The organism is Streptomyces sp. NPDC002138, assembly GCF_040296485.1.
GTDB lineage: Bacteria > Actinomycetota > Actinomycetes > Streptomycetales > Streptomycetaceae > Streptomyces.
Genome location: NZ_JBEOXE010000035.1, coordinates 16,560 through 42,251, shown reverse-complemented (window position 1 = coordinate 42,251; position 25,692 = coordinate 16,560). Strand labels below are relative to the sequence as shown.

The window sequence follows — 25,692 nt, the reverse complement described above, 5'->3', positions numbered from 1 at the left end:
GCCAGGACCGCCAGCGCCACCAGGGCGAAGATCAGGACGGTCACGCCGCGCCGCCCGAGCCCGCGCCGCCCGAGCCCGCACCGTCCGAGCCCGCGTCACGTGATCCACGCCGCAGCGCCCGCACCCCGAGCAACCCGATGACCCCCACACCCGTCCCCAGCAGAAAGGACGTAACGGCGAGCGTCAGGTGCACCCAGAAGTACGCGGTGGGGTCACCGGCGCCGTCGAAGGCCAGTCCGCTGCCGTCCTTCCACAGGTTCCGGACGAAAGAAACCCAGATGAACCAGCTCCACACTCCGAAGGCGAGCAGGAACCAGGAGGCGGCGCGGCTGAGTCTCATGGGCCCAGTATCGGTTCCGTCCCCAGGACGGACGCGCCGGGGTGGGCTGTCCCGGCGGTGGTTGCGGCGGGTTGGCCGGAGCGGACCGGCTGACGCGGCAATGCGATGTACGTTCTCGTCCGTGTCTGCCAAAAAGACCGCGCTGACGGTCCTCTCCGCCGCGTTGCTGCTGCCCGCCCTGGCCGTGGCCCCCGCGTACGCCGTCACTCCCGCCCCCACGCCCACCCCGTCACCGGACGGCAAGGGCGCCAAGCCCCCGGTGAAGGCGCCCGCGCCGCCCGCGGGGATGTCCGCGGTCGGCGGCGCCCTGCTCGGCCAGCCGGGCCCGCAGGTCCATCTGCTGCCGGGCGCGCCCGCGCTGCCGACGAACCTGACCGGGCGCTCCTGGATCGTGGCCGACGCGGAGACCGGCGAGGTGCTGGCCGCGCAGAACGCGCACTGGCGGCTGCCCCCGGCCTCCACCATGAAGATGCTCTTCGCGGACACCGTGCTGCCCACGCTCCCCAAGGAGCAGGTGCACAAGGTCAGCCAGGAGGACCTGGCCGGGGTGGGCGCGGGCAGCAGCCTGGTCGGGGTCAAGGAGGACCTCGAGTACACCGTCCACGACCTGTGGCTCGGCGTGTTCCTGCGCTCCGGCAACGACGCCGTGCACGTGCTGTCGTCCATGAACGGCGGCGTGGAGAAGACCGTCAAGGACATGCAGGCGCACGCGGAGGAGTTGCAGGCCCTCGACACGCACGTGATCTCCCCCGACGGCTACGACGCCCCGGACCAGGTGTCCAGCGCGTACGACCTGACACTCTTCGCCCGCTCCGGTCTGCAGAAGAAGGACTTCCGGGAGTACGCCGCCACGGCGAGCGCGAAGTTCCCGGGCGAGCAGAAGCCCGGCCAGCCGCGCGACGCCTTCGAGATCCAGAACACCAACCGGCTGATGACGGGCGCGGGGGGCATCACCCCGTACAAGGGCATCGCGGGCGTGAAGAACGGCAACACCACCATGGCCGGGTCCACCTTCACCGGCGTCGCCCAGCGCGGGGACAAGAAGCTCGTGGTGACGGTGATGAACCCGGCCGCGGGCGGCGTCAACGCGGTCTACGAGGAGACCGCGACCCTCTTCGACTGGGGTTTCGCGGCGGCCGGGAAGGTGAAGCCGATCGGCGAGCTGGTGCCGCCGAAGAGCGCGGACACCTCCTCGCACGGCTCCCCCGCGCAGTCGCACGAGAACAAGCAGACCGCGGCGGCGAGCGAGGAGGGCGGCGGCGGGCTCGGTACGGCGCTCGGCATCGCGGGCGGTGTGGTCGCGGCCCTCGCGGCCGCGGCCTTCGTGATCAACCGGCGCTGGCCGCGGGGCCGTCAGGCGCGCGGCGGGGAGAAGGACTGATCTCCCGATCACTCGGCTCGTCCCGCTCGTCCTGCTCATCCCGCTTGTCCAGCGTGATCTTCGGGTCCTGCGCGGACTCCGGGTCCTCCGCGTCGTCGCGGGTCGCCGTCCAGGCGGCGCAGAAGAGGAGCAGCTTCGCGGTGAAGTTGATCCAGAGCAGCAGGGCGATGGGGACACCGAAGGCCCCGTACATGCTCTTCGCCGCGACCCCCCGCATATAGCTGCTGAGCAGCAGTTTCAGCAGTTCGAAGCCGGCCGCGCCGATGAGGGCCGCCTGGACCAGGCGGCGGCGCGGCGGCTGGACCCCGGGCAGCAGGGTCAGGACGTACAGCAGGAGCAGGAAGGCGGCCAGCACCCCGACCGCGAAGGCGGCGCCGCGCAGGACCGCGCCGCCCGCGCCGTGGTCGGGCAGGCCCAGCCACGCGCCGAAGCGGCCGACCGCGGTGGAGCCGAGGATCGAGGCACCGGCCGACGCCAGGGCCGCGCCGCCGAGGCCGATGAGGACGAGCGCGTCCTTGCCCTTGCGGACGAAGGGGTTCCCGTCGTCCTCGTCGTCCTTGTCCCAGACCACGCGCAGACAGCCGCGCATGGACGTGACCCACCCGATGCCGGTGAAGAGCAGGACCGCGCCGGCGACGAGGCCGACCGTGCCCGCGTTCGCGACCAGGGCGTCGAGGTCGAGCTGGTCGGAGATCCCGGGCACCTGCTTGGCCAGGTTGGCCTCCAGCCGGGTGAGCTGGTCGGGGGTGAGCAGCGCCGCGCCGATGGCCGCGGCCACCGTGATCAGCGGAAAGAGCGCGAGGAAGCTGATGAAGGTGATGGCGGCGGCGAGCCGGCTCCAGCGCACCCGGTCCAGGCGCTCGTACGAACGCCAGGCGTGGGTCCGCATGAGACGGCTCACCAGGGGCCCGATCAGGGGGAGTTTCGTCAGCCAGTCCATGGGGTCACCGTAATTCAGCGTCCGGAAATAGCCGGGATTGCCGCTTTCGGGCGCTACGGTCGTCGATTGTGACTTTCCGCCCGACGGCTCGCCCGTTCCACGACCTGGTCCTTCGAAAGCTCCGGTTCCGCACGCTGCGGGCCCTGCGGCCGCTGCGTCCGGTCGGCCGGGAGCGGGGTCAGGCGCGGCGTGCGGTCGGCTCGTCGACGGGTGAGCCCGCCTGTGCCGGAACGCCCGTCGGGCCCGTCCCGAACGGGTACTCGCGCAGCTTGCGCCAGACCCCGTCGGAGCCCTGCTCGTAGAGCGCGAAGCCCGTGCAGAGCCAGTCGGCGTCGTAGTCGGCGAGGGACTCGAAAGCCAGGTCCATCGCCTCCTCGGAGATCCCGTGGGCGACGGTGACGTGCGGGTGGTACGGGAAGGCCAGCTCGCGGCTGACCGGGCCCTCGGGGTCGCGGACCTGGCCCTGGAGCCGGGTGCAGCCCGCGGCGCCCTCGACGACCTTGACGAAGACGACGGGCGAGAGCGGGCGGAAGGTGCCCGTGCCCGAGAGCCGCATCGCGAAGGGGCGGAAGGCCGCCGCGACCTCGGTCAGGTGGGCCCGGATCGCCGGAAGGCAGTCCTCCTCCACCTCCGTGGGCGGCACGAGGGTGACATGCGTGGGGATGCCGTGCGCGGCAGCGTCCCCGAAGCCGGCGCGCAGCTGCTGGAGCTGGCTGCCGTACGGCTCCGGGACCGAGATCGAAACGCCGAGCGTTACGGTCCCCACGTATGTCTCCTCAGTCATCTGGATGCGGTCTGTGCGTCGCCTGTGCGAGGTGTTCCGACCCCAGTGTGGGGCCAGCTCTTCCAAACGGCCAGAGTCGCAGGTCCCCGGCACTCCGGGGGCCCGCCGTCAGTGCTTCGCGGGCAGGAAACCGAGCCGGTCGTACGCGCTCGCGAGGGTCTCCGAAGCGACCGCGCGGGCCTTCTGCGCACCCTTGGCGAGTACGTCGTCCAGCGTCGCCGGGTCGTCCAGGTATTCCTGGGTGCGCTGCTTGAACGGCGTGACGAAATCGACCATGACCTCGGCCAGGTCGGTCTTCAGCGCGCCGTAGCCCTTGCCCTCGTACTTCTCCTCCAGGACGGGGATCGCCGTACCCGTGAGGGTGGAGTAGATCGTGAGCAGGTTGCTGACGCCGGGCTTCTTCTCGGCGTCGAAGCGGATCTCGGCCTCGGTGTCGGTGACCGCGCTCTTGATCTTCTTCTCGGTGGCCTTGGGCTCGTCGAGGAGGTTGATCAGGCCCTTGGGGGTGGAGGCGGACTTCGACATCTTGATCGCCGGGTCCTGGAGGTCGTAGATCTTCGCGACCTCCTTGACGATGTGGGCGGCCGGGACGGTGAAGGTCTTGCCGAAGCGCTGGTTGAAGCGTTCGGCCAGGTCGCGGGTCAGCTCGATGTGCTGGCGCTGGTCCTCGCCGACGGGGACGGCGTTGGCCTGGTACAGCAGGATGTCGGCGACCTGGAGGATCGGGTACGTGAACAGGCCGACGGTGGCGTTGTTGGCGCCCGACTTCGCGGACTTGTCCTTGAACTGGGTCATCCGGCTGGCCTCGCCGAAGCCGGTGATGCAGTTCATGACCCAGCCGAGCTGCGCGTGCTCGGGCACGTGGCTCTGGACGAAGAGGGTGCAGCGCTCCGGGTCGAGGCCGGCGGCGAGCAGCTGAGCGGCGGAGAGCCGCGTATTGGCGCGGAGTTCCTTCGGATCCTGCGGCATGGTGATCGCGTGCAGGTCGACGACCATGTAGAAGGCGTCGTGTGATTCCTGCAGGGCGACGTACTGCCGAATCGCTCCGAGGTAGTTCCCGAGGTGGAACGAACCGGAGGTGGGCTGGATACCGGAGAGCGCGCGGGGACGATCAGAGGCCATGCCGCCATTCTCTCAGGTGCGGGGGCGGTCTTCGGCCCGCGCTGGCCGGAACCGGTTGCCTCCGGCGGGGTGTGGGGGGTCGGGCCCGGTGCGGCCGGGCGTCACCGTCCGTACCCGTGCGTACCCGGTCGGCTTGATCTTGCACGAATCAAGCGACCGCTTTCCCCCGGCGGTGGCCTGGCTCCGACCCACCCCAGCCCGCCCTGCGGCCGCCACCCCACCGGGGCACGCCTCAAACGCCGGCGGGGCTGGGATGGCCGGGCCCCGGCCGCGCCGCCGAGGCTGAGGGGCGACCCGGCTGACGGTCGCCCTCCCCTCCGGGGGCGCCTCAAACGCCGGCGGGGCTGGGGTGGCCGGGCGTGGGGATCGGCCGAGGGGTGTGGGGTGAGCACGAGCCTCGCCCGAGGGGTGTGGGGTGGGTACGGGCCTCGCCCGAGGGCTGAGGTCCGGGGGAAGCAAATCCAGCCGCGCCGGCGATTGAGGCGCCCCCGGAGGGGACGACGGCCGGTGGGGCCTGGTGCCGGCGCGGCACCCTTGGCCGCGCCGGCGATTGAGGCGCACCCCGGAGGGGGGTCGGGCCCGCCGGACCGTTCCGCCGCGGGGGTCAGGCCAGGGGGAGGCCCGGGGCCGGGAAGGCGGACATCAGGGTGGTCACCTCGGTGCGGATCGCGGCCAGGGCCGCCTCGTCACCGGCGGCCCCGGCCGCCACCCCCCGCGCGATCCACTCCGCGACCACCGGCATGTGCTCCGGCCGCAGCCCCCGCGACGTCAGCGACGGCGTCCCGATCCGCACCCCCGAGGGATCGAACGGCTTGCGCGGATCGAACGGCACCGTGTTGTAGTTCACGACGATCCCCGCCCGGTCCAGCGCCTTGGCCGCCACCTTCCCCGCGACGCCCCGCGAGGTCAGGTCCATCAGGATCAGGTGGTTGTCGGTGCCGCCCGACACCAGGTCGAAGCCCCGCTCCAGCAGCGCCGCCGCCAGCGCCTTCGCGTTGGCCACGACCCCGTGCGCGTACGACACGAACGCCGGCTGCGCCGCCTCGTGCAGGGCGACCGCGATGCCCGCCGTCGTCTGGTTGTGCGGCCCGCCCTGGAGCCCGGGGAAGACGGCCTTGTCGATGGCCTTCGCGTGCTCCTCGCGGCACATCAGCATCGCCCCGCGCGGCCCGCGCAGGGTCTTGTGCGTGGTGGTGGAGATGACGTCCACGTGACCGGCCGGGCTGGGGTGCGCCCCACCCGCGATCAGGCCCGCGATGTGCGCGACGTCGGCCACCAGGACCGACCCGGCCTCCTCCGCGATCGAGGCGAAGGCGGCGAAGTCGATGGTCCGGGGCAGCGCCGTACCACCACAGAAAATGATCTTCGGCCGCTCCTTGAGGGCCAGGTCGCGGACCTCGTCGAAGTCGATCAGGCCGGTGTCCGCGCGCACGCCGTAGCGCACGCCCCGGAACCACGACCCGGTCGCCGACACGCCCCACCCGTGGGTCAGGTGCCCGCCCATCGGCAGGGCCATGCCCATCACGGTGTCACCGGGCCGGGCGAAGGCCAGGTAGACGGCCAGGTTCGCCGGGGAGCCCGAGTACGGCTGGACGTTGGCGTGGTCCACGCCGAACAGACCCTTGGCCCGCTCGATCGCGAGGGCCTCGACCCGGTCGATGTTCTGCTGGCCCTCGTAGTAGCGGCGGCCCGGGTACCCCTCGCTGTACTTGTTCTGCAGCACGGTGCCGGACGCTTCGAGCACCGCCGCGGACACGTAGTTCTCGCTGGGGATCAGGCGCAGGGTGTCGGCCTGCAGCTGTTCCTCCGCCGCGACGAACGACGCGAGTTCGGGGTCGGTGGCGAAGAGGGCGGGATGGCGGCTCGCGGACATGGCGGCTCCTCCGGGGTCGATGTCAGATCTCGTCCCCGCGAGGCCCAGGCGAGCGGCCCTTGATGCGGTCCTGCGCGCACGACTCCCCCGGAGTTCGTTCTCCGTACGCCAGTCGCCGTGCGTGCCGCCCAGCTTAGCGGCCGCGCCACGGATGAGGTTTCCGCGTCCGCGTGGTGAGCGAGATAGAGAATGACGCCACCCTCGTCACTGTCCCGCACGGACGAAACGGACGAAACGGAGACCCCGTGTCGACTCAGACCGACGCCCAGAGCAATGCCGCCACTTCGGCCGCGATCACCGCGGCCGACGCGCACAGCGCGCACAACTACCACCCCCTCCCCGTCGTCGTCGCCCACGCGGAGGGCGCGTGGATGACCGACGTGGCGGGCAAGCGCTACCTCGACATGCTCGCGGGCTACTCGGCCCTCAACTTCGGCCACGGCAACCGGCGGCTGATCGACGCCGCCCGCGCGCAGCTGGAGCGGGTCACGCTCACCTCGCGCGCCTTCCACCACGACCGCTTCGCCGATTTCTGCCGCGAACTGGCGGAGCTGTGCGGCAAGGAGATGGTGCTGCCGATGAACACGGGCGCGGAGGCGGTGGAGACCGCCGTGAAGACCGCCCGCAAGTGGGGCTACGAGGTCAAGGGCGTCCCGGACGGCCAGGCGCGGATCGTCGTCGCGTCCAACAACTTCCACGGCCGTACGACGACCATCGTGTCCTTCTCCACCGACCCCGAGGCCCGTGACCACTACGGGCCCTACACGCCGGGGTTCGACATCGTCCCCTACGGCGACCTGGACGCCCTCGCGGCGGCCGTCACCGACACCACCGTCGCCGTGCTGCTGGAGCCGATCCAGGGCGAGGCGGGGGTGCTGGTACCGCCGCCGGGCTACTTCACGGCCGTACGGGAGCTCACGCGCGAGCGGAACGTGCTGTTCATGGCCGACGAGATCCAGTCGGGGCTCGGGCGGACCGGCAAGACCTTCGCCCTGGACCACGAGGGCGTCGTACCGGACCTCTACATCCTGGGGAAGGCGCTCGGCGGCGGTGTGGTGCCGGTGTCGGCGGTGGTCGCCGACCGGGACGTGCTCGGGGTGTTCCACCCGGGCGAGCACGGCTCCACCTTCGGCGGCAACCCGCTGGCCTGCGCGGTCGCCCTGGAGGTGATCGCGATGCTGCGCACCGGCGAGTACCAGCAGCGCGCCGCCGAGCTGGGCGACCACCTGCACCGGGAGCTGGGCCTGCTGGTGGGCGGCGGCGCGGTGACCGCCGTACGCGGGCGCGGGCTGTGGGCCGGGGTGGACATCGATCCGGCGCTCGGCACGGGCCGGGAGATCTCCGAGAAGCTGATGGAGCGGGGGGTCCTGGTCAAGGACACCCACGGCTCCACGATCCGGATCGCGCCGCCGCTGGTCATCAGCAAGGAGGACCTGGACTGGGGCCTCGACCAGCTGCGCGCGGTCCTCTCGGCGTAACGGTTCCCCGCAGGACGGCTACAGGATGACGTGGGGCAGGAAGCGGGCGTACTCGTCCGTGACCGGCCCCGCGGATTCCCGGATGCCGAGCCCCGCCGCCTCGTCCTCGACGACCCACGCGCCGAGCACCACCCGGTTGCCGTCGAAGTCGGGCAGCGGGGCGAGGCCCTGGAAGCACACCGGCCCGTCGTCCTCGGCGTCGGCCGGGGGTGCGTGCGGGGGCGCGTACGGGGGCGCGCCGACGGGGTGCAGGGTGACCCCGTCGCCCTCGCGGCCCAGCAGGGGCTTCACCGCGTACCCCGTGGTGTGCGCCAGCTCGCGCGGGCCGTCGAGGTAGGCGGGGAGCAGGTTCGGGTGGTCCGGATACAGCTCCCACAGGATCGCCAGCAGCGCCTTGTTGGACAGCAGCATCTTCCAGACCGGTTCGATCCAGAGGGTGGAACCGGAGGATCCGCCGAGGTCCATGGTGTCGAGCACCTGCGGGCCGAACTCGTCCTCGGCCAGCCACTCCCACGGGTAGAGCTTGAAGCAGCTGCGGATGAAGCGGAGCTTCTCGTCGACGAACCGGCCGGAGAGCCGGTCCCAGCCGATCCGCTCGACCGGCAGGGCCTCGGTCGCCAGCCCGGCCTGCTCGGCGGTCTCCTGGAGGTAGGCGACCGTCATCAGGTCCTCGCCCAGCTCGTCGGCCTCGGAGTGCGCGAAGTGCACGGGCCCGGGCGGCAGCAGCCGGGCCTGGCGGCGCCAGGCCTCGACGAGCCGCTCGTGCAGGGAGTTCCACTGGTCGGCGCCGGGGAAGCGCTCCTCCATCCAGAACCACTGCGGACCGGCCGCCTCCACCAGGGAGGTGGGGGTGTCGGCGTTGTACTCCAGCATCTTGGCCGGGCCGCCGGCGCCGTCGTAGCGCAGGTCGAAACGGCCGTAGAGGGAGGGCTGTTCGGCGCGCCGCCGCCAGGATCCGGTGATCAGCGCGGCCAGCCGGGGATCGGTGATGCCGAGGTCCGCGAAGCGGTCGTGCTCCACGATGTGCGCGGCGGCGGCGAGGCACATCCTGTGCAGCTCCTCGACCACGTCCTCGAGCGCCTCGACCTCGGGAAGCGTGAAGGAGTAGTACGCGCTCTCGTCCCAGTACGGGCGCAGGGAGTCGTCCGGGTAGCGGGTGAGGGGGTAGATCAGCCCCTGCTCCTCGACGATCCGCTGCCAGTCGGGCCGGGGCTCGATGGTGTGACGGCGCATGCTCAGCCGCCGCTGGACTTGTGGCTGCCGCCGCCGCCACCGATGCCGCCGCGGCTGACGGCGGACTTGTCGAAGCTGCCGCCGGTGACCCTGCCGTTGCTCGTGGTGCCGCCGTAGTAGTAGGAGCCGCGGCCGCCGCTGCGGCACTCCTTGTCGTCCAGCTTGTCGAGGGAGGTCTTCGACACGCACCGCTTGTCCGGAGCGTCGCTGGAACCGCAGGCGACGAGGGAGGCGGCGAGCAGTCCCATCCCGCCGAGGGCGACGGCGCTGGATCGCATCCGCCGCCGCGTGGTACCGGTGCTGCTGCCGCTGTCCATGTAGGTGCTGCTCCCCCTGGCCGACGCTGTTGGCCCCCCACCCTAGAGCGGCGCTCGCGCCGATGGAATCCGGCCACCCTCAGGCGGGCCCGCCGACCCGGCTCCAGCCGCGCAGGCCGGAGTCGGCGAGGACCCGCGCGAACAGGGCGTGCGCGGTGGTACGTGACGGTGCGCATCGCGGTCTCCTGCCGGGTCAACGGGGGGCCGGCGATAGGAACGGCAGGCCGAGGTCGACGCCGGCGTACCTCCGGGCCCGCGATCACGGCTGGATCCAGTCCCCTGGACGCCGCCGTTGTCGGGGTTGCGCCCGGCAGGGGCGGCGGGAGGGTGTCAGAGTGGGGGCCGTGCTGATCGGGATGGTGTGCGCGCTGGCTTCTGCGGTCTGTTTCGGTACGGCCTCCGTGCTCCAGGCGGTGGCCGCGCGGGCGGCCGAGCCGGGGACGGGGTCGGGGGTGGATCCGGCGCTGCTGCTGCGGGCGTTGCGGCAGTGGCGGTACCTGGCCGGGCTGTCGCTGGACGGGATCGGCTTCGTCTTCCAGATCATCGCCCTGCGCTCGATCCCGATCTACGCCGTCGGCGCGGCGCTGGCCGCCAGCCTGGCGGTGACCGCGGTGGTCGCGGCGCGGCTGCTGAAGGTCCGGCTCAGCGGTGCGGAGTGGGGCGCGGTCGGGGTGGTCTGCCTCGGCCTGGCACTGCTCGGCCTGGCGTCGGGGGCGGAGGGCTCCCGGCCCGGGAGTACGGCGCTCAAGTGGTCGATGCTGGGCGCTGCGGCGGGGGTCCTGCTGGTGGGGGCGGTGGCGGGGCGGCTGCCGGATCGCTCGCGGGCCCTGGTGCTGGGGCTGGGGGCGGGGACCGGGTTCGGGGTGGTGGAGGTCGCGGTCCGGCTGATCGACGGCTTCGCGCCGGGGGCGCTGGTGGCGAACCCGGCGACGTACGCGCTGCTGTTGGGGGGCGGGGCGGCGTTCCTGCTGCTGACCTCGGCCCTGCAGCGGGGGTCGGTGACGGCGGCCACGGCCGGGCTGGTGCTGGGCGAGACGATCGGGCCGGCCGTGGTGGGCGTGGTCTGGCTGGGCGACCGTACGCGGCCGGGGCTGACCTGGCTGGCGGCCCTGGGCTTCGCGGTGGCGGTATCGGGCGCCCTGGCCCTGGCCCGCTTCGGCGAACCACCCCCTCCGACCGGGCCGCCGCCCCCTTGACCCGGGCGGCACCGGCTCCGCCCCGGTCGGGCGGCCCCTGCCCGCCGCTCGCCCCTGAGGGCGCCTCCTGACAGACCGGCGGGGCCCGAGCCCACCTCCCCCGGAGGCCGACCGCTCGCGCGACGCCCCGGCCGGCCCGGGACTGCCTCCGGCGGCGCCTCAAACGCCGGCGAGGCTGCATGTGGCACCTCAAGCCGACAACTGACGGTACGAACGCACTCGCCAGGCACCCCCGGCCCCGCCGACGAATACCAGCCCCGCCGGCGTTTGAGGCGCCGCCGGAGGCAACACCAGCCCTCCCGAGCCAGGCACCCCCGGCCCCGCCGCCGAATACCAGCCCCGCCGACGTCTGAGGCGCCGCCGGAGGCAGCACCAGCCCTCCCGAGCCAGGCACCCCCGGCCCCGCCGCCGAATACCAGCCCCGCCGGCGTTTGAGGCGCCGCCGGAGGCAGCACCAGCCCTCCCGGGCCAGGCACCCCCGGCACCGCCCACGAGCGCCAGCCGGCCTCGGGGGGCTACGGGAGGGTGGATTGGAGGGCCTTCAGGGTGGGGGTCCAGGCGCTGGCCGGGGGGGTGCCGTAGCCGACGATCAGGGCGTCGCGCGGCGGCATGTCGGCCTCCGGGTGCCGGAAGCGGGCCAGGCCTTCCAGGGCCAGCTCCTGCCAGGCCGCGGCCTGGAGGAGCGAGCGCTCCGTCCCCACGGGCAGGTCCAGCACGGCGTGCAGCCCGGCCGCGATGCCGGAGACGGCGACCCGGTCCCCCACCGCCGCCACGAGCTCGTCCCGCCGCCGCCGGTACCGCAGCCGCATCCCGCGCACGTGCCGGTCGTACGCCCCGGACGTGATGAACTGCGCCAGCGTCAGCTGGTCCAGCGCGCTGGAGGTCCAGTCGGTGCGCCCCTTGACGGCGAGGAGTTCGTCGACGAGGCCCGGCGGGGCCACGATCCACCCCATCCGCAGCCCCGGCGCCAGGGACTTGCTGGCCGTGCCGAGGTAGACCACCCGGTCCGGGTCCAGGCCCTGGAGCGCGCCGACCGGCTGGCGGTCGTAGCGGAACTCCCCGTCGTAGTCGTCCTCCAGGATCAGGCCCCCGCTGGTCCGCGCCCAGTCGACGGCGGCCGCCCGCCGCCCGGGCGTCAGCGCGACCCCGGTGGGGAACTGGTGCGCCGGGGTGAGGAGCACCGCTCCCACCCCCAGCCCGGCCAGGTCCCCGGTCCGCGCCCCGGCGGCGTCCAGCGCCAGCGGCCTGGTCCGCAGGCCCCCGCGCGTGAGGAGTTCGCGGTGCACGTCCAGGCTGTACGCCTCCACCGCCGTCTCCCGGACCCGGCGCGCCCGCAGCAGCCGCGTCATCAGCAGCAGCCCGTGCGCGAAGCCGGAGCACAGCACGATGCGGTCCGGGTCGGCGTACACCCCGCGCGCCCGCGCCAGGTACCCGGCCAGCGCCTCGCGCAGTTCCACCCGCCCGCGCGGATCGCCGCCGTAGCCGAAGGCCTCGTTCGGGGCGTCCGCGAGCGCGCGCCGGGCCGCGGTCAGCCAGGCCGCCCGCGGGAAGCCGCCGAGGTCCGGGCTGCCGGGCATCAGGCTGTACGAGGGCCCCCGGCGCGCGGGCCGGCGTACCGCCGCGGCCGCCGCGGCCCGGCGCGGGCGGGCCCGCTCCGCGACCCGGGTCCCGGAGCCCTGGCGGGCCGTCAGCCAGCCCTCGGCGACCAGTTCGGCGTACGCCTCGGCGACCGTGTTGCGGGCGATTCCGAGATCGGCCGCGAGCGTACGGGAGGAGGGGAGCCGGGTCCCGGGGGCGAGCCGCCCGCCCCGCGCGGCCTCGCGCAGCGCTTCGGTGAGCCCGGCCCGCAGACCACGTCCCGCGGACAGCTCCAGATGCAGGTCAGCGCCGAAAGTGGCCCATGAATCCGTCATGAGGATGGACCATATCGGTGGGCCGCCCGCTGCGTACGGTGGGTCCATGACCACGAACGGACAGCACAGCGCTCACGACCACCACGCTCCCGAGCACTCCCCCCGGATGCACATCGCCACACTCGCCCCCGAGGTCTACAAGGCCGTCATCGCCCTGGAGATCGCCGCGAAGAAGGGCCTGGACCCGGCCCTCGTCGAGCTGGTGAAGATCCGCGCTTCGCAGCTGAACCACTGCGCCTTCTGCCTGGACATGCACACGAAGGACGCGATCGCGGCGGGCGAGAGCGTCGAGCGGATCGTCCTCCTCGGCGCGTGGGAGGAGTCGCGGCACTTCTACACCGAGAAGGAACTGGCCGCGATCGAGCTGACGGAGGCCGTGACCGTCCTGACCGACGGTTTCGTTCCCGACGAGGTGTACGCGCACGCGGCGAAGCACTTCGAGGAAGCCGAACTGGCCCAGCTGATCTCGGTCATCGCCACGATCAACGTATGGAACCGGTTCGGCGTCACCACCCGTCTGGTGCCGGGGCACTACACCCCGGGCATGTACAAGAACTGATCCGCGCCCCGCGGCGGCCGCCGAGCCGAAAGAGACGGCCTACGGGTGGAAGGCCCCCACCGCCGCCGAGAGGTGGTCCTGGGTGGTCTCCCACTCGCCGGCCGGACCGGCCGTGAGCAGGGCCCACTTGTTGCCGTCCTGGGCGAAGAAGACCCGCTCCACGCCCCGCCTGCGCCCGTGCGACTCCGCGCTGTCGTACTCGTAGACCAGCTCGGCGGCGTTCGAGCCGCCGGGGAGCGCGCCGACCTTGATCTCCGTGTAGCCGCTGGTGCGGTTGCGCAGGTCCGCCGAGGCCCCCTTGACCGCGTCGAGGGGGCTCAGCTCCGGTTCGACCACCCGGAAGATCTGGAGCAGCGAGGAGCGGTCGGCGGACCGGTAGAAGATGCCGTTGCCGGGGTCGTCCCGGGTCCAGCCCTTGGGGACGGCGACCGTGAAGCCCTTCGGGTCGGTCACCGTGACGTGGCCCGCCGACGCGCTCGCACTCGCGCTCGCACTGGCGCTCGTACTCGCGCCGGGCGAGGCGGAGGACGACGCCGAGGCGGACGGGGTGTCCGCCGGTCCCGGGGACACCGGCGCCGAGGCGCTGGGCGTCGCGGTGCCGTGCGCCTGGTCCGGGGCGGCGCCGCCGGAGTCGCGCAGCACGAACCACACGACGGCCGCGCCGATCGCGACGGCGGCCACCGCGATGCCCGCCGTCGCCGGGGTCATCCAGCGCCGGGGCGACGGCCCGTCCAGGGGCCCGCCGCCCGGGTAACCCGCCGGCATCGTCGGCGGATGGCCCGGATACTGCTGCGGGAAGACCAGCGGCGGCAGCGGCCCCGGGTCCGGCGGCCCGTATCCCGGGTGCACGGGCGGCGGCGGCCCGTACGGCGGCTGCGCGGGCGGGTCGGCCGGCCGTGTCGGCGGGGCGGCGGGCTGCGCGGGCACGGTCGGCGGGGCCGTGGGCGGCGCCGCGGAGTCCCAGACCCAGCGCTGCGCCTGCGAGTCCCAGCGGGGCGTGCCGGAGGACGCGGGGGGCACGGCTCAGCCCCCCAGGGAAACGAGCAGGGCGCCGAGCGCGGTCGCCGCGTTCAGCGGTTCGACCAGCGGAGCCCAGCGCGTCAGGGCGCCGCGCAGCCGCTCCCGCAGCCCGGGCCGGATCTCGTCGGCGTCCTCCAGGTCACCGGCGACCGCGTCCAGTTCGGCGTCGAGCGCGCTGCGCTCCGGGCCGCGGGGCAGCCGTACGAGCGCGGCGCGCAGGTCCCGTACCGCCTCCAGCAGCTCCTCGGGGCCGGGCGCGGCGGCGGCGCTCCCGTGGTGGACCGTGTTGGTGTTGTTGCTGCCGCCGATGCTGAAACTGCTCCCGCTGACGTCGCCGATCCGGACGGACCGTCCGGCGTCCTGACCGGCGTCCCGCCCGTACCCCTGTCCGGTCTCCCGGCCGCGCTCCTGCTCACCGCTGGTGGCCACCGCTGCTCCTCCTCCTGCCCGAGTGGTTGGTGGTGTTGGTGTGTCCGCTGCCGCCGACGCTGAAGGCGCTGTTGCTCACCGACTGGATGAACGTCCCGCCCTCCGCGACGACGATCGCGCGCTGGGCGAACTCCTCGGTGTGCCAGCCCGCTTCGTGCAGGGCCAGTGTCACACCGCTCACCACCCGGTCCTGAATGGTTTTCAGATACCGGTCGAGGTCCATGAGGTGGAAGAGCGAGCCGTTGTCCTGGGAGGCGAGCTCGCGCACCGAGAGGCCGGGGCCCTCGGGGAGCGCGCCGCCGTGGCCGCCGGTGACGATCCGCCACCAGCTGGCGATGCCGCGGCCGAGGATGACGACGGAGGAGGCGAGCGAGCCGGGGGTGTGGCGCAGGGCCCAGGCGGCCTTGCCCAGCCAGTTGTTGTGGAGGTAGCGGTGGGCGTCGGCGTCGGCGTTCTGGAAGACGGTGCGCAGCGGCAGCAGCACGTGCGGCGCGACCTCCAGCATCATCATGCCGCCCTGGGTGTGGACCCGGACGAAGAGGGTGACGACCAGGTTCTCGTCCCAGCCGCCGACCCGGATGCGCAGGAAGTGGCGGCGGCGTTCGCCGCCTTCCTCGATGGCGCCGGTCATGTGCTCGGCCCAGGCGTCCGGGGTGAGCGGGACGGCGTCGCGGTGCGGGAGCCCGCCGCCGGGCAGGAACACGCATTCGTCGACGACGAGTTCGCGCATCCGGTCGAGTACGGCGGCCTCGGCGGCCGGGGAGCCGTGCGGCGAGGGCACGCGCAGGGCCTGGAGCAGCGGGACGATCCGGTGCACGATGTGGCTGTTGGTGACCGGGACGGCCTTGCGGTCGGGGCCGAGGTCCTCGCGCGGGCGCAGCTCGACGGACAGGTGCCACGGGCGGTACGGATCACCCGCGCCGCAGAACGGGTCGTTGACGTTGTACATGATCAGCGGGTTGTGCTGCTCGGCCCGGACCCGGCCGCGGATCCGGGCGAAGCGCACGCCCTGGGCGGCCTCGGCGGGGTCGCTCGCGAGATCGGCGTACCGGCGCGGGGAGAGTTCCCCGGCGATGGCCCGGGCGGCCTGGCCGCGCTGGATCCAGACGAGCGCCACCAGCGCCACGAAGACGGCGAGCACCCACCAGAGCGGCGAGGCGGCCCCGAGGCCGGAAGAGCCCGAGGAGGAACCGTAGGCGCCGGAGGAGCCGTAGCCGTCGTAACCGGAGGAGAAGGGGTCCCCGGTTCCGGTGACGGAACCGCTGAAGCCGGAGAAGAAGGCGTTGGCGCCGAGGACGCCGAGCGGACCGAAGGCGTTCCCGGCGGCCAGCCCCGCCCCGATGAGGGCGATCACCAGGACGAACTGCAGCACCCAGGTGTAGACGCGCAGCACCATGCCCAGGAAGCGCACGAGTCTGCTGTCCTGGCCGCGCAGCCAGCCGGACAGGCTCAGCAGGAGGAAGGGCAGCAGCAGGGCGATGAGGGCGCCGCCGGTGAGCACCATGCCGATGAACCAGGCGCCGATGATCCCGGCGGCCCAGCCGAGTTCGGCGCGCCGGGCGCGCAGCGCGTGGGCGAGGACGCGGGCGGCGTCGAAGCCGTACGAGGGGGCGACGATGCGCTCCTCGTGGACGTACAGCTCGTTGATCACGCGATCGCGGTACGAGGCGTCGAGGTAGGTGCCCGCACACAGCATCCGGCCCGCTTCGCTGAGCGCGGGGTGCACCGGGGGGCGGCCGCTCTGGACGACGTCCCCGCCGCCGCCACGATCGGAAGGTGTGGGCTGGTGGGGAAGAGCTTGGTCGGTCACCGGGCGACCTTAGATTTCTTTTACCTCGCCCGACAGTCGAATCCAAGCCAAAGCGCCCCGGCCAGGTTTGGCCGGGGCGCAAGGGGTGCGCGAGATGCGCGGGGTGGGGGGCGACGACTAGATGAGGCCCAGCTCGCGGACCGCGTCGCGCTCCTCGACCAGCTCGGCCACGGAGGCGTCGATGCGGGTGCGGGAGAACTCGTTGACGTCCAGGCCCTGGACGATCTCGTACGCGCCGTTCTTGGTGGTGACCGGGAAGGACGAGATGATGCCGGTCGGCACGCCGTAGGAGCCGTCCGACGGGATGCCCATGGAGGTCCAGTCGCCCTCGGCGGTGCCGTTGACCCACGTGTACACGTGGTCGATGGCGGCGTTGGCGGCCGAGGCGGCCGAGGACGCGCCACGGGCCTCGATGATCGCCGCGCCGCGCTTGGCGACGGTCGGGATGAAGTCGTCGGCGAGCCAGGCCTGGTCGGCGATCAGCTCGGCGGCGTTCTTGCCCGCGATCTCCGCGTGGAAGATGTCCGGGTACTGGGTGGCCGAGTGGTTGCCCCAGATGGTCAGACGCTTGATGTCGGAGACGGCGGCACCGGTCTTGGCGGCCAGCTGCGAGATCGCGCGGTTGTGGTCGAGGCGGGTCATCGCGGTGAAGCGCTCGGCCGGTACGTCCGGGGCCGCGGCCTGCGCGATGAGCGCGTTGGTGTTGGCCGGGTTGCCGACGACGAGGACCTTGATGTCGTCCGCGGCGTTGTCGTTGATGGCCTTGCCCTGGGGCTTGAAGATGCCACCGTTGGCCGCGAGCAGGTCGCCGCGCTCCATGCCCTTCGTGCGCGGGCGGGCGCCGACCAGGAGGGCGACGTTCGCGCCGTCGAAGGCCTTGTTGGCGTCATCGGTGATCTCGATGCCGCGCAGCAGCGGGAAAGCGCAGTCGTCGAGCTCCATGGCGGTGCCCTCGGCGGCCTTGAGGCCCTGCGGGATCTCCAGGAGGCGCAGGTTGACCGGCACGTCCGGGCCGAGCAGGTGACCGGACGCGATGCGGAAGAGCAGCGCGTAGCCGATCTGGCCGGCGGCGCCGGTGACGGTGACATTCACGGGAGTGCGGGTCATGGCCTTCTCCGTTAGACAGCTGGCGGTGGGGCGTCCCCGCCCCATGTGCGGGAGGACGCCGCTCCATATCCGCAGTGAATCTTGACGTGAAGAGACATCCGCCGTCAGGCTATCCGACCCGGGAGCGGCCCATGCCCCCGGTCCCTGTGGTCCACGGCACACGGACGGGGGCGCCGGCCGGGTTTCCCCGGCCGGCGCCCCCGTTCAGGCCGCGACCCGTCCCTGTTCCCTGGCTTCCGCCAGCAGGTCGGCGAACTTCCGCCGGGCCACGGCGATCTCCCCGGCCAGGGCCCGCGCCGTGCGCTCGGCCGGTACGCACCTCCGCGCCCGGGGGTGGCCCGGGCCGACGGCGCCCGCGCCCGGGACGAGGGCCGGTGCCCGGGCGCCGGCGCGCGGCGTGTCCGCTCCCGGCGCATCCGGCCCGGGCGCGCCCGGCGTGTCCCGGGGCCGGAAGTCCTCGCAGGCCGCTTCCGCGCCCGCGGCTTCCGCCCCCGGGGCGGGCGCCGGGGACTCCACCGTGAGGTCCCAGGCGTTCCACCAGGTGCCGCCCGCCCCGCGGTCCTGGCCCAGCTCCCGGAACACCGCTTCGACGCGCAGCGCCAGCCCGGCCGGTCCGTGTGCCCCGACCCAGATGCTGAACTCGGCCTCCGGGACCTCCAGCCGGATCTGGCTCCCGATGAAGGAAGCGCTGATCAGCCCGGGGATCCGCTGGGCGGAGACCGCGGCGGCCAGATGGATCGCCGGCCCCTGCACCTGGACGGGCCGCCGGTTCATTCCGACCCCTCCCGGGAGCGGTGCGAGCCGCCCGCGGCCCCCACGGGCACCGGGGCCGGCGCGGGGGTGGCCGCGGGGACCGACTCCGGGGCGCCCGGGGACGTACGGACCGCACGGGCCTTACCCGCCTGCTCGGCCGCACGGACCGCGCGGGCCGCCTCGGCCTGCTCGGCCAGGGCTTCCGGCGAGCGCCGCGCGTTGCGCGCCGCCTCCCGCGCCACCGACAGGAAGAACGCCGGGTAGCTGCGGTCGACGTACTTCGCCAGGGTGGTGACCTCGTCGTGCCGGGCGCGCAGCCGGTTGATCGACACGGTCATCGCCGCGTGGTGCTCCACGTGCAGGTTGTTGCCGTTGGTGTACCAGGTGCTGAACCAGCTCCCGGTGATGGAGCGGGTGTTGCGCAGCACGTCCGTGGTCTCCGTGTCGCACAGGATGTGCTCCGGCAGCTCCAGGAAGAAGTGCATCGGCGCCGCGACGAGCAGCGGCAGCACCCACAACTCCAGTACGGGGCCGCCGTATCCGGCGAGCGCCAGGGCCACCGCCGCCACCGGCAGGACGGCCATCCACCGGTACTCCGACATGATCTCGCCGCGCCGGCGCTCCGAGATGTCCCCGGCGTCGTACTCCCAGGTGCCCCGCCAGCTGCGGACGATCTCGCGGCCGATGACGTACAGCCGCGAGTAGTCGAAGGCGCCGCGCGCCAGCATCCCCCAGGTGAGGGGGGCCCTGGTGTCGAAGCCGAAGAACTCTGAGTCCTGCGGGGTCCCGAGCGCCTTGTGGTGCTGCAGGTGGCGCACCCGGTAGTGGGTGTACGACACGAGCAGCGGCAGCCCGAGCGGGATCCCGACGATCCGGTGGGGCTTGGCGGAGGTGAAGGCGGTGTGGTGCAGCGCCTGGTGCTGGAGTTCCACCATGTGGGTATAGACGGCGGCGAGCAGCACCACGCCCGCCGCGGAGGGCAGCAGTCCGTCCTGCGCCGTGAGGAGCACGCCCGCGGCGACGAGCGCCGCGGCGACGAACAGCTTGATGAGGTAGATGGTCTGGTCGTTCCCGGTCACGCGGGCTCGTGCGTACAGGAGCTGCGGCTTCCGGGGTATTTCTGCGATCGGCATCGATTCCACCCGTTCTCGACGTTCCCTGTCCCGGCTGTCCCGGCCCTCGCGGGCCCCGGCTGCTAGCGGAGGGCCTTCATGGCGTCCCAGATGCGCGTGTAGTAGCCGTTGGCCACGCGCACCCGGGTGAGCACCCCGAGGGAGATCTCCCGGAGCAGGCCCGGCGAGCGGTCCACGAGCGGTACGAAGACCCCCTCGAACCACTCGGCACCGTGATCGGCGTCCACGTGGACGTGGATCCGCTGGTAGTCGATGACGTCCTCCGGGACGCCGAGGCGGCGGCAGCCGTCGACCATCGCCTGGAAGCGCGGTGAGGCGCTCTGCTCCAGGACGCCCATCGCGCCGAGGGCGCGGGGGTTGAGGTGGCGGTGGATGCCGTACTGGAGCAGCAGCGAGGCGTTCTCGTACGCCTCGGGGAACTGGAGGTTGGAGTAGTCGATGCCGGACTGCGCCAAGTGGGTGCGCATGTACTGGGCGGAGTGCTCGAACATCCGGGTGTGGATGTGCTCGATGTTCCCCTCGCCCATCTCGTCCCAGTAGTTCTCGGCGATGGTGAGCTTGGTGGGGCCCTGGGTGCCGATCTGCACCATGGCCATCAGGTCGTCGAACTTGCTGTCGACCAGCTCCTCGCCCATGAAGAAGAGGGCGATCTCGTTGAGGTCGGCCTCGTCGGCGAGGTAGGCACAGAACTCGGGCTGGGTGTGCTGGTCGGCGGTGGTCAGGAACCAGCTGCGGAACTCGGCGCCCGTCTTCGGCAGGGTGTCGGGGTCCACCTGGCCGTCCTCCCAGGACAGCCAGGCGTCCTCGATGGCCGCGATGCCCGGGTCGCCGTTGAGCCGGGGGATGGAGGCGAACTCCTCGGGGCCCGCCATGTAGGCGACGTAGTGGGCGTGGAGCCGTTTGAAGAGCTTCAGCCGCACTTCGCGGTCAAATGGCCCGGACTGCGGGAACGCCTTCTCCAGGTCGTTCACGAGGTCCTGGCCAAGGGAATGCGCGGAAGCGGTGGTGGTGGAAATGAGAGGGGCAGCAAGGGCAGTCGCCATTGGTACCGATTCCCTTCGTGAGAGTCTCGTCCTGCCCAAAACTCTGCCGTGTCCGGGCCACGGCGGAGAAGGCCCCTCAAGGTTCAGCTAACCGCATTGCTCGAATACGCAGGATGGCCGTCCACCGCCGAATCCACGGAATCCACGGAATCCACGACGGAATCAGCGACGCAATCAGCGGTCACCTCTTCTCCTTTCGCCGCGGGTTTCTCCTTCGCCACGACGAAGACCCCGCCGACCACCAGGACCATGCCCACCAGGTGATAGGCGCGCAGTTCCTCGCCGAGCAGCAGGACGGAGAGCACGGCGCCGCTGACCGGGGTGAGCGCCGTGAAGGCGGCCACCACCGTGGTGTCCACGCTGTCGAGGCTGTCGTACATGAGCACGACCGCGATCCCGTTGATGGCCACCCCGGTGTAGGCCATCAGCGCCCACGTCTGCCAGCCGACCCCGGCCAGGTCCACCCCCCAGTGCGACTCGACGCCCGCGGGCACGAGGAACATCAGCGAGCCCGCCACCGACAGGATGAGCGAGAGCCGGGCGGGCGCGATGGGCGTCGTCAGCAGCTTGCCGAAGGTGACGAAGACCGCCTCGCACAGCACGGAGCACACGAGCAGCAGCACGCCGAGCGCCGCGTGCGCGCCGGCCGTGCGGCCGCCGCCGCTCATCACGTTGATGCTGACCGCCCCGAGCACGGCCAGCGCGATCCCCAGCCCGCGCCGCCCGGTCAGCCGCTCCCCGAGGAAGAGGATCGCGACCAGGCTGATCGAGATGGGCACCATGCCGAGGAGGACGCCGGCCTCGATGGCCCCGGTCATCTTCACCCCGTACATGGCGAACACGCTGAACAGGAACACCCCTAGCAGGGTCTGCGCGAAGAGCACCGCGGCGTCCCGGCGCCCCGGCCGGGCGGGCCGGGCGCCCCCGCCGCGCTCCGGGGGCCGCAGCCGTAGGTACACGGAGAGCACCAGGACCGCGGCGATCAGGCGCACGAAGGTGGCGGTGAAGACCGGCACCTCGCGCAGGATCAGCTTGCTCGCGACGAGGTACGAGCCGAGGAGGACCGTCGCGACCGTCATCTTGACGTGGACGGCGCGCATCACGAGCGCCCGGCGCCCGCGGTGGCCGCCTCGACGGCGGGGACCTGGGCCGCCGGCCCGGCATGGGCGAGGGCGTACTCCACGATGGCCTCGGTGTGCACGTGGACCGTGTCGATCACCGGGGCGTCGAAGTCCTCGGGGCGGACCACGAGCGGCACCTCGGTGCAGGCCAGGACGAGCGCCTGCGCGCCCTGCGCGAGGACGTCGTTCGAGATCCTCAGGAAGCGGTCGCGGGTGGCCTGGGAGATGGTCCCGGTGCACAGCTCGCGCTCGATGGAGTACTGCATGAAGGCCCGGTCGTCCGCCTCCGGGGTGACCACCTCGATGCCGCGGGCGGTGAACTCGTCGCGGTAGAAGGACTCCTCCATCGAGAAGGCGGAGCCGAGCAGGCCGATCCTGGTGAAGCCGCGCCGGGCGGTCTCCGCGGCGGTCGCCTTGCAGATGTTGATGAGCGGGAGGTCGGTCTGCGCGGTGACCAGGTCGGCGTACTCGTGAACCGTGTTGCAGCAGATCGCGAAGAAGTCGGCGCCGCCGGCCTCCAGGCGGCGCGCGGCGCCCGCGATCTGACCGGCCACCGAGTCGCCGTCCCGGGCCGCGATCGCCTCCACCATCGGCTGGAAGTCCAGGCTTTCCAGGGCGATGCGCGGGGAATGCGCGAGTCCGAGCCGGCTGTTGATCTCCCGGTTGATCCGGTAGTAGTAGGTGATCGTCGACGGGAAACTGAGGCCCCCGACCAGACCGATTTTCAGTACCCGGGGAGCCGTTCCCGTTCCCGAGGCGTCATCCGTTGCGTTCATCACTGCCCCTCCGTAATCCGGAAAATTCCAGAGATACCCACCGACTGTGCATTCCACGGGCGGCGGGCGGAAGGTGCGCTGATGGTTCGGCTTTGCGCAGTGCGGTTATCGACGCGGCGGTGAACTCGACGAATGTCCCCGGTCCGGTGTGGTTACCCGACGCGGAAGACCTGTCCGGTCTGGTGGCCCTCGATCGACTTCACGTAGGCGGCCGCGGCGCGGCTCACCGGTACCGCGTCGAATCCGGCGAAGGCGTCGCCGTAGACGTCGAGGGACTCCTCGAAGACGGTCGGGCTGACCGCGTTGATCCGCTGGCGGCCGGGCAGCTCGATGGCGGCCGCGCGGACGAAGGCCTCGATGGCGCCGTTGGCGAGGGAGGCGACCGCGCCGGTGAGCAGGAACTCGCGGGCCAGGATGCCGGTGATCAGCGTGTACGAGCCGTGCTCGGGCAGCCGCTCCAGGCCCTGGAGGACCAGCTCGATCTGGCTGACGGCCTTGCCCTCGAGGCCGTCGCGGACGTCCTGGGTGGCCAGGCCGCCCAGCGGCTTCCAGGGGGTGCTGCCCGCCGCGTTCGCCACCGCGTCGACCGGGCCCGCCTGGTCGTACAGGGAGCGGATCGACTCGGGGTCGGTGATGTCGACGAAGAGGTCCGATTCCTTGCGGGAGGCGGTGACGACCTCGTGGCCGCGGTCCCGCAGAGCCGTGTGAACCGCTCGTCCGAGGGTTCCGTTCGCGCCGATCAGCAGAGTCTTCATGGGTCGAGGATGACGCGGAAAAGACCGTGAAGTCCAGCTACTCAGGCTTCAACCATCGTTAAGATGAACTCATGCTTGATGTGAGGCGCATGGTGATCCTTCGTGACCTGGCACAACACGGAAAGGTGACCGCGGTCGCCGATCTGCACGGCGTGACCCCCTCCGCCGTCTCCCAGCAGCTACGGGCCCTGGAGTCCGAGGCGGGCGCCTCGCTCATGCGGCGCGAAGGGCGCGGGCTGCGGCTGACGGCGGCCGGAGTGGCCCTCGCGGCCGAGTGCGAGCACGTCCTGGCCGCGCTGGAGCGGGCCGAGGGGGCGGTGCGGGCGCTCGACGACGACCTCAGCGGGGAACTGAGCATCGGCTGCGCCCCGAGCACGCTGGGCCCGGTCGCGGCCCCGCTCGTCGCGGAGCTGGCCCGCCGCCATCCGCTGCTGCGGCCCCGGATCATCCAGGCCGAGCCGGAGGACGCCGTCCCGCGGCTGCGCCGGCGCGAGCTGGACCTGGCCGTCTCGTTCCACTACCACCTGCTCGGCGAACCGACCGCGATCGGCACCACCTCGGTGCCCCTCTTCGACGATCCGCTGTGCCTGGCGCTGCCGGAGGCGTTGCGGCCGCTCGTGGCGCGGGAGGGTCTCGCGGCCCTGCGGGACCGGGCGTGGATCTCGGCGCCGGCGCCGAGCAGCTGCCGCGAGATGCTGCTGCACGCGTGCCGCAACGCCGGGTTCACCCCGCGGATCGAGCACGACTGCGGGGACCTGCGCGGGGCGCTGGGGCTGGTCGCCACCGGACACGCGGTGACGATCCTGCCGCGGCTGCTGTGCGACAGCCCGCCGCCCGGCACCGCGATCATCACGCTGCCGGGGCGCGGCCGGACCATCGAGGCGCTGGTGCGTACGGGCGCCAAGGCGCAGCCCGCCATCGCGGCGACCCTGGCCACGCTGGCGGCGCTCGGCGCTCCGGGATCCGGCGCCCCGGACGCCGATCCGGATCTCAGCGGACGGTGAAGCGCACGGCGTCGGTCAGGAACGGGATCTCCAGCCACGGCTTCGGCTCCGTCACCAGCGCGAGCAGGATGATCGCGACGCCGAGGAGGCCGTAGGTGACCATGTCCGTGAAGCGGGAGCGCACCGCGAGCATCCCCACGGACGGCAGCACCCGCCGCAGCACCGCGGCGGCGACCAGCGCCACCCCGATGAACAGACAGCCGACCCGGGAGTGCCCGAACGCGGTGATGAGCAGCCCGGCGGCGGTGGCCCCGAGCACGCTGAGCATGGGCCACTGACGCGCGGGCGCGGGCGCCCCGCCGGGGGCCGCCCGGCCACCGCCCTCGGGCCGGGCGGTGTCCAGCGTGACGGCGGGCGGCCGCCGCGACCGCGCCCCGGCCTGCTCCTGCCCGGCGGCGGGGCCGTCGGGTGCGGCGGGGGGCTTGCGGGGCGTGGCGGCAGGCGTATCGACCGAGGGGGCCTCGGACCGCGGGGCCTTGGAGTCGGGGGCCTCGGACTGCGGTGCCTCGGACTGCGGGGCCTCGGGCCGCGGTGCCTCGGACTGCGGGACCTTGCCGTTCGCCGCCGCCGGTTCCGGCGTGCTCACGCGGTCTCCGTCTCCGCCGCCGCGGCGAGCCGCTCCGCCGCCTCCACCACGTTCACCAGCAGCTGCGCCCGCGTCATCGGCCCGACGCCGCCCGGGTTCGGGGACAGCCACCCGGCCACCTCCGCGGCCCCCGGGTGCACGTCCCCGACGATCTTGCCGTTCTCGTCCCGGCTGACCCCGACGTCCAGGACGGCCGCCCCCGGCTTCACGTACTCGGGCTTGACCAGGTGCGGCACGCCCGCCGCGGCCACGATGATGTCCGCCTGCCGCAGCAGAGCCGGCAGGTCGCGCGTACCGGTGTGGCACAGCGTCACGGTCGCGTTCTCCGACTTGCGGGTCAGCAGCAGCCCGATGGACCGGCCGACGGTGATCCCGCGGCCCAGCACCACGACGTGCGCGCCGTTGATCTCCACGCCGTGGTGGCGCAGGAGTTCCACGATCCCGTACGGCGTGCACGGCAGCGGACCCGGCTCGTTCAGCACCAGCCGCCCGAGCGACATCGGGTGCAGCCCGTCGGCGTCCTTCGCCGGGTCCATCAGTTCGAGCACCCGGTTGGTGTCGATGCCCTTGGGGAGCGGCAGCTGGACGATGTACCCGGTGCACTCGGGGTTCGCGTTGAGTTCACGGACGACCGCTTCGATGTCCTCCTGGGTGGCCGTCGCGGGCAGTTCGCGCTGGATCGAGGCGATGCCGACCTCGGCGCAGTCCTTGTGCTTGCCGTTGACGTACCAGCGGCTCCCCGGATCGTCTCCGACCAGCAGGGTGCCCAGGCCGGGGGTGACACCCCGGGCCGTGAGGGCGGCCACGCGGGCCGTCAGTTCGGACTTGATCGCGGACGCGGTGGCCTTGCCATCGAGAATCTGGGCGGTCATGTGCCCCATCCTCCCGGATGGACGGCCCCCGGTTCCACTCGCACCGCGTCCAAGCCAGCCCTGACCGCGCCCGGTTCATTGCACTTGCACAACAAGTGACAGGCTCCGGCGGCCATGGACTGGACAATCTCCTGCGGATCCGACCAC

General features: G+C 72.7%; 25 protein-coding genes and 1 riboswitch. Of the genes, 5 read left to right on the top strand and 20 right to left on the bottom strand.

Annotation, left to right across the window (positions count from 1 at the left end):
* Window positions 1–40: 40 nt before the first annotated feature.
* The gene (locus tag ABT084_RS22670; RefSeq protein ID WP_351046783.1) at window positions 41–340 is read right to left on the bottom strand and encodes an SCO4848 family membrane protein; all 300 of its coding nucleotides are present in this window, start codon (window positions 338–340) and stop codon (window positions 41–43) included.
* On the opposite strand from ABT084_RS22670, the gene ABT084_RS22665 reads away from it, so the two are divergent.
* On the top strand, window positions 279–1,721 hold the full coding sequence (locus ABT084_RS22665) for a D-alanyl-D-alanine carboxypeptidase (protein ID WP_502968993.1): 1,443 nt from the start codon (window positions 279–281) through the stop codon (window positions 1,719–1,721). The two genes, ABT084_RS22670 and ABT084_RS22665, sit on opposite strands and share 62 nt — an antisense overlap.
* Here the strand turns inward: ABT084_RS22665 and ABT084_RS22660 are convergent.
* The 4 genes from ABT084_RS22660 to glyA form a co-directional block, all read right to left on the bottom strand.
* Window positions 1,669–2,661, bottom strand: coding sequence for a YihY/virulence factor BrkB family protein (locus tag ABT084_RS22660; protein WP_351046778.1), 993 nt, complete (start codon window positions 2,659–2,661; stop codon window positions 1,669–1,671). The two genes, ABT084_RS22665 and ABT084_RS22660, sit on opposite strands and share 53 nt — an antisense overlap.
* Before the next feature lie 178 nt (window positions 2,662–2,839).
* Window positions 2,840–3,427, bottom strand: a complete 588-nt coding sequence (locus ABT084_RS22655; RefSeq protein WP_351046775.1) for a 2'-5' RNA ligase family protein — start codon at window positions 3,425–3,427, stop codon at window positions 2,840–2,842.
* Window positions 3,428–3,553: 126 nt separating this feature from the next.
* Complete coding sequence (trpS, locus tag ABT084_RS22650; RefSeq protein ID WP_351046772.1) at window positions 3,554–4,567, bottom strand: tryptophan--tRNA ligase; 1,014 nt, start codon at window positions 4,565–4,567, stop codon at window positions 3,554–3,556.
* Window positions 4,568–5,171: 604 nt separating this feature from the next.
* The gene (gene glyA / locus ABT084_RS22645) at window positions 5,172–6,440 is read right to left on the bottom strand and encodes a serine hydroxymethyltransferase (protein WP_351046769.1); all 1,269 of its coding nucleotides are present in this window, start codon (window positions 6,438–6,440) and stop codon (window positions 5,172–5,174) included.
* Window positions 6,441–6,475: 35 nt separating this feature from the next.
* Window positions 6,476–6,566, bottom strand: a riboswitch (ZMP/ZTP riboswitch).
* A 119-nt stretch (window positions 6,567–6,685) separates the two neighbouring features.
* Here glyA and rocD point away from each other — a divergent pair.
* Window positions 6,686–7,918, top strand: coding sequence for an ornithine--oxo-acid transaminase (gene rocD / locus ABT084_RS22640; protein ID WP_351046766.1), 1,233 nt, complete (start codon window positions 6,686–6,688; stop codon window positions 7,916–7,918).
* An 18-nt stretch (window positions 7,919–7,936) separates the two neighbouring features.
* On the opposite strand, the gene ABT084_RS22635 is transcribed toward rocD, so the two are convergent.
* On the bottom strand, window positions 7,937–9,151 hold the full coding sequence (locus tag ABT084_RS22635; protein ID WP_351046763.1) for a glutathionylspermidine synthase family protein: 1,215 nt from the start codon (window positions 9,149–9,151) through the stop codon (window positions 7,937–7,939).
* A 2-nt stretch (window positions 9,152–9,153) separates the two neighbouring features.
* Entirely contained in the window at window positions 9,154–9,468 is a 315-nt protein-coding gene (locus ABT084_RS22630) for a hypothetical protein (protein ID WP_351046760.1), read from the bottom strand.
* Between the two features lie 356 nt (window positions 9,469–9,824).
* On the opposite strand from ABT084_RS22630, the gene ABT084_RS22625 reads away from it, so the two are divergent.
* A complete protein-coding gene (locus ABT084_RS22625) occupies window positions 9,825–10,664 on the top strand; it encodes a DMT family protein (RefSeq protein WP_351046875.1) in 840 nt (279 codons plus the stop codon).
* A 515-nt stretch (window positions 10,665–11,179) separates the two neighbouring features.
* On the opposite strand, the gene pdxR is transcribed toward ABT084_RS22625, so the two are convergent.
* Window positions 11,180–12,577, bottom strand: coding sequence for a MocR-like pyridoxine biosynthesis transcription factor PdxR (gene pdxR, locus ABT084_RS22620; RefSeq protein WP_351046758.1), 1,398 nt, complete (start codon window positions 12,575–12,577; stop codon window positions 11,180–11,182).
* 46 nt (window positions 12,578–12,623) lie between these two features.
* On the opposite strand from pdxR, the gene ABT084_RS22615 reads away from it, so the two are divergent.
* Entirely contained in the window at window positions 12,624–13,136 is a 513-nt protein-coding gene (locus ABT084_RS22615; protein WP_351046755.1) for a carboxymuconolactone decarboxylase family protein, read from the top strand.
* A 39-nt stretch (window positions 13,137–13,175) separates the two neighbouring features.
* Here the strand turns inward: ABT084_RS22615 and ABT084_RS22610 are convergent, their stop codons facing one another.
* The 10 genes from ABT084_RS22610 to ABT084_RS22565 all read right to left on the bottom strand — a co-directional run bounded on the left by ABT084_RS22610 (window position 13,176) and on the right by ABT084_RS22565 (window position 23,083).
* The gene (locus ABT084_RS22610) at window positions 13,176–14,156 is read right to left on the bottom strand and encodes a serine/threonine kinase C-terminal domain-containing protein (RefSeq protein ID WP_351046752.1); all 981 of its coding nucleotides are present in this window, start codon (window positions 14,154–14,156) and stop codon (window positions 13,176–13,178) included.
* A 3-nt stretch (window positions 14,157–14,159) separates the two neighbouring features.
* Entirely contained in the window at window positions 14,160–14,585 is a 426-nt protein-coding gene (locus ABT084_RS22605; protein WP_351046749.1) for a hypothetical protein, read from the bottom strand.
* Window positions 14,569–16,395: an AbeC-like domain-containing protein gene (locus ABT084_RS22600; RefSeq protein WP_351046746.1), complete on the bottom strand. Its 1,827-nt coding sequence runs from the start codon at window positions 16,393–16,395 to the stop codon at window positions 14,569–14,571. The genes ABT084_RS22605 and ABT084_RS22600 overlap by 17 nt, the downstream gene beginning before the upstream one ends.
* Window positions 16,396–16,512: 117 nt before the next feature.
* Complete coding sequence (locus ABT084_RS22595) at window positions 16,513–17,502, bottom strand: malate dehydrogenase (protein WP_351046743.1); 990 nt, start codon at window positions 17,500–17,502, stop codon at window positions 16,513–16,515.
* Window positions 17,503–17,706: 204 nt separating this feature from the next.
* The gene (locus tag ABT084_RS22590; RefSeq protein WP_351046740.1) at window positions 17,707–18,276 is read right to left on the bottom strand and encodes a hypothetical protein; all 570 of its coding nucleotides are present in this window, start codon (window positions 18,274–18,276) and stop codon (window positions 17,707–17,709) included.
* Window positions 18,273–19,388 (bottom strand): fatty acid desaturase family protein, encoded by a 1,116-nt coding sequence (locus ABT084_RS22585; RefSeq protein WP_351046737.1) that lies wholly within the window; start codon window positions 19,386–19,388, stop codon window positions 18,273–18,275. Before ABT084_RS22585 ends, ABT084_RS22590 begins: the two co-directional genes overlap by 4 nt.
* Before the next feature lie 62 nt (window positions 19,389–19,450).
* Entirely contained in the window at window positions 19,451–20,359 is a 909-nt protein-coding gene (locus ABT084_RS22580; RefSeq protein WP_351046734.1) for an iron-containing redox enzyme family protein, read from the bottom strand.
* A 155-nt stretch (window positions 20,360–20,514) separates the two neighbouring features.
* Window positions 20,515–21,531, bottom strand: coding sequence for a DMT family transporter (locus tag ABT084_RS22575; RefSeq protein ID WP_351046731.1), 1,017 nt, complete (start codon window positions 21,529–21,531; stop codon window positions 20,515–20,517).
* The gene (locus ABT084_RS22570; RefSeq protein WP_351046728.1) at window positions 21,531–22,328 is read right to left on the bottom strand and encodes an aspartate/glutamate racemase family protein; all 798 of its coding nucleotides are present in this window, start codon (window positions 22,326–22,328) and stop codon (window positions 21,531–21,533) included. The genes ABT084_RS22575 and ABT084_RS22570 overlap by 1 nt, the downstream gene beginning before the upstream one ends.
* A 152-nt stretch (window positions 22,329–22,480) precedes the next feature.
* Entirely contained in the window at window positions 22,481–23,083 is a 603-nt protein-coding gene (locus ABT084_RS22565; RefSeq protein WP_351046726.1) for a short chain dehydrogenase, read from the bottom strand.
* A 71-nt stretch (window positions 23,084–23,154) separates the two neighbouring features.
* On the opposite strand from ABT084_RS22565, the gene ABT084_RS22560 reads away from it, so the two are divergent.
* Window positions 23,155–24,087 carry a LysR family transcriptional regulator gene (locus tag ABT084_RS22560; protein ID WP_351046724.1) on the top strand — a complete coding sequence of 311 codons (933 nt, stop codon included), beginning with the start codon at window positions 23,155–23,157 and terminating at the stop codon, window positions 24,085–24,087.
* On the opposite strand, the gene ABT084_RS22555 is transcribed toward ABT084_RS22560, so the two are convergent.
* Together ABT084_RS22555 and ABT084_RS22550 are read right to left on the bottom strand one after the other, a co-directional pair.
* Window positions 24,074–24,673: a DUF3017 domain-containing protein gene (locus tag ABT084_RS22555; RefSeq protein WP_351046721.1), complete on the bottom strand. Its 600-nt coding sequence runs from the start codon at window positions 24,671–24,673 to the stop codon at window positions 24,074–24,076. The two genes, ABT084_RS22560 and ABT084_RS22555, sit on opposite strands and share 14 nt — an antisense overlap.
* Window positions 24,670–25,545 (bottom strand): bifunctional methylenetetrahydrofolate dehydrogenase/methenyltetrahydrofolate cyclohydrolase, encoded by an 876-nt coding sequence (locus ABT084_RS22550; RefSeq protein WP_351046718.1) that lies wholly within the window; start codon window positions 25,543–25,545, stop codon window positions 24,670–24,672. Before ABT084_RS22550 ends, ABT084_RS22555 begins: the two co-directional genes overlap by 4 nt.
* Window positions 25,546–25,692 lie beyond the last annotated feature (147 nt).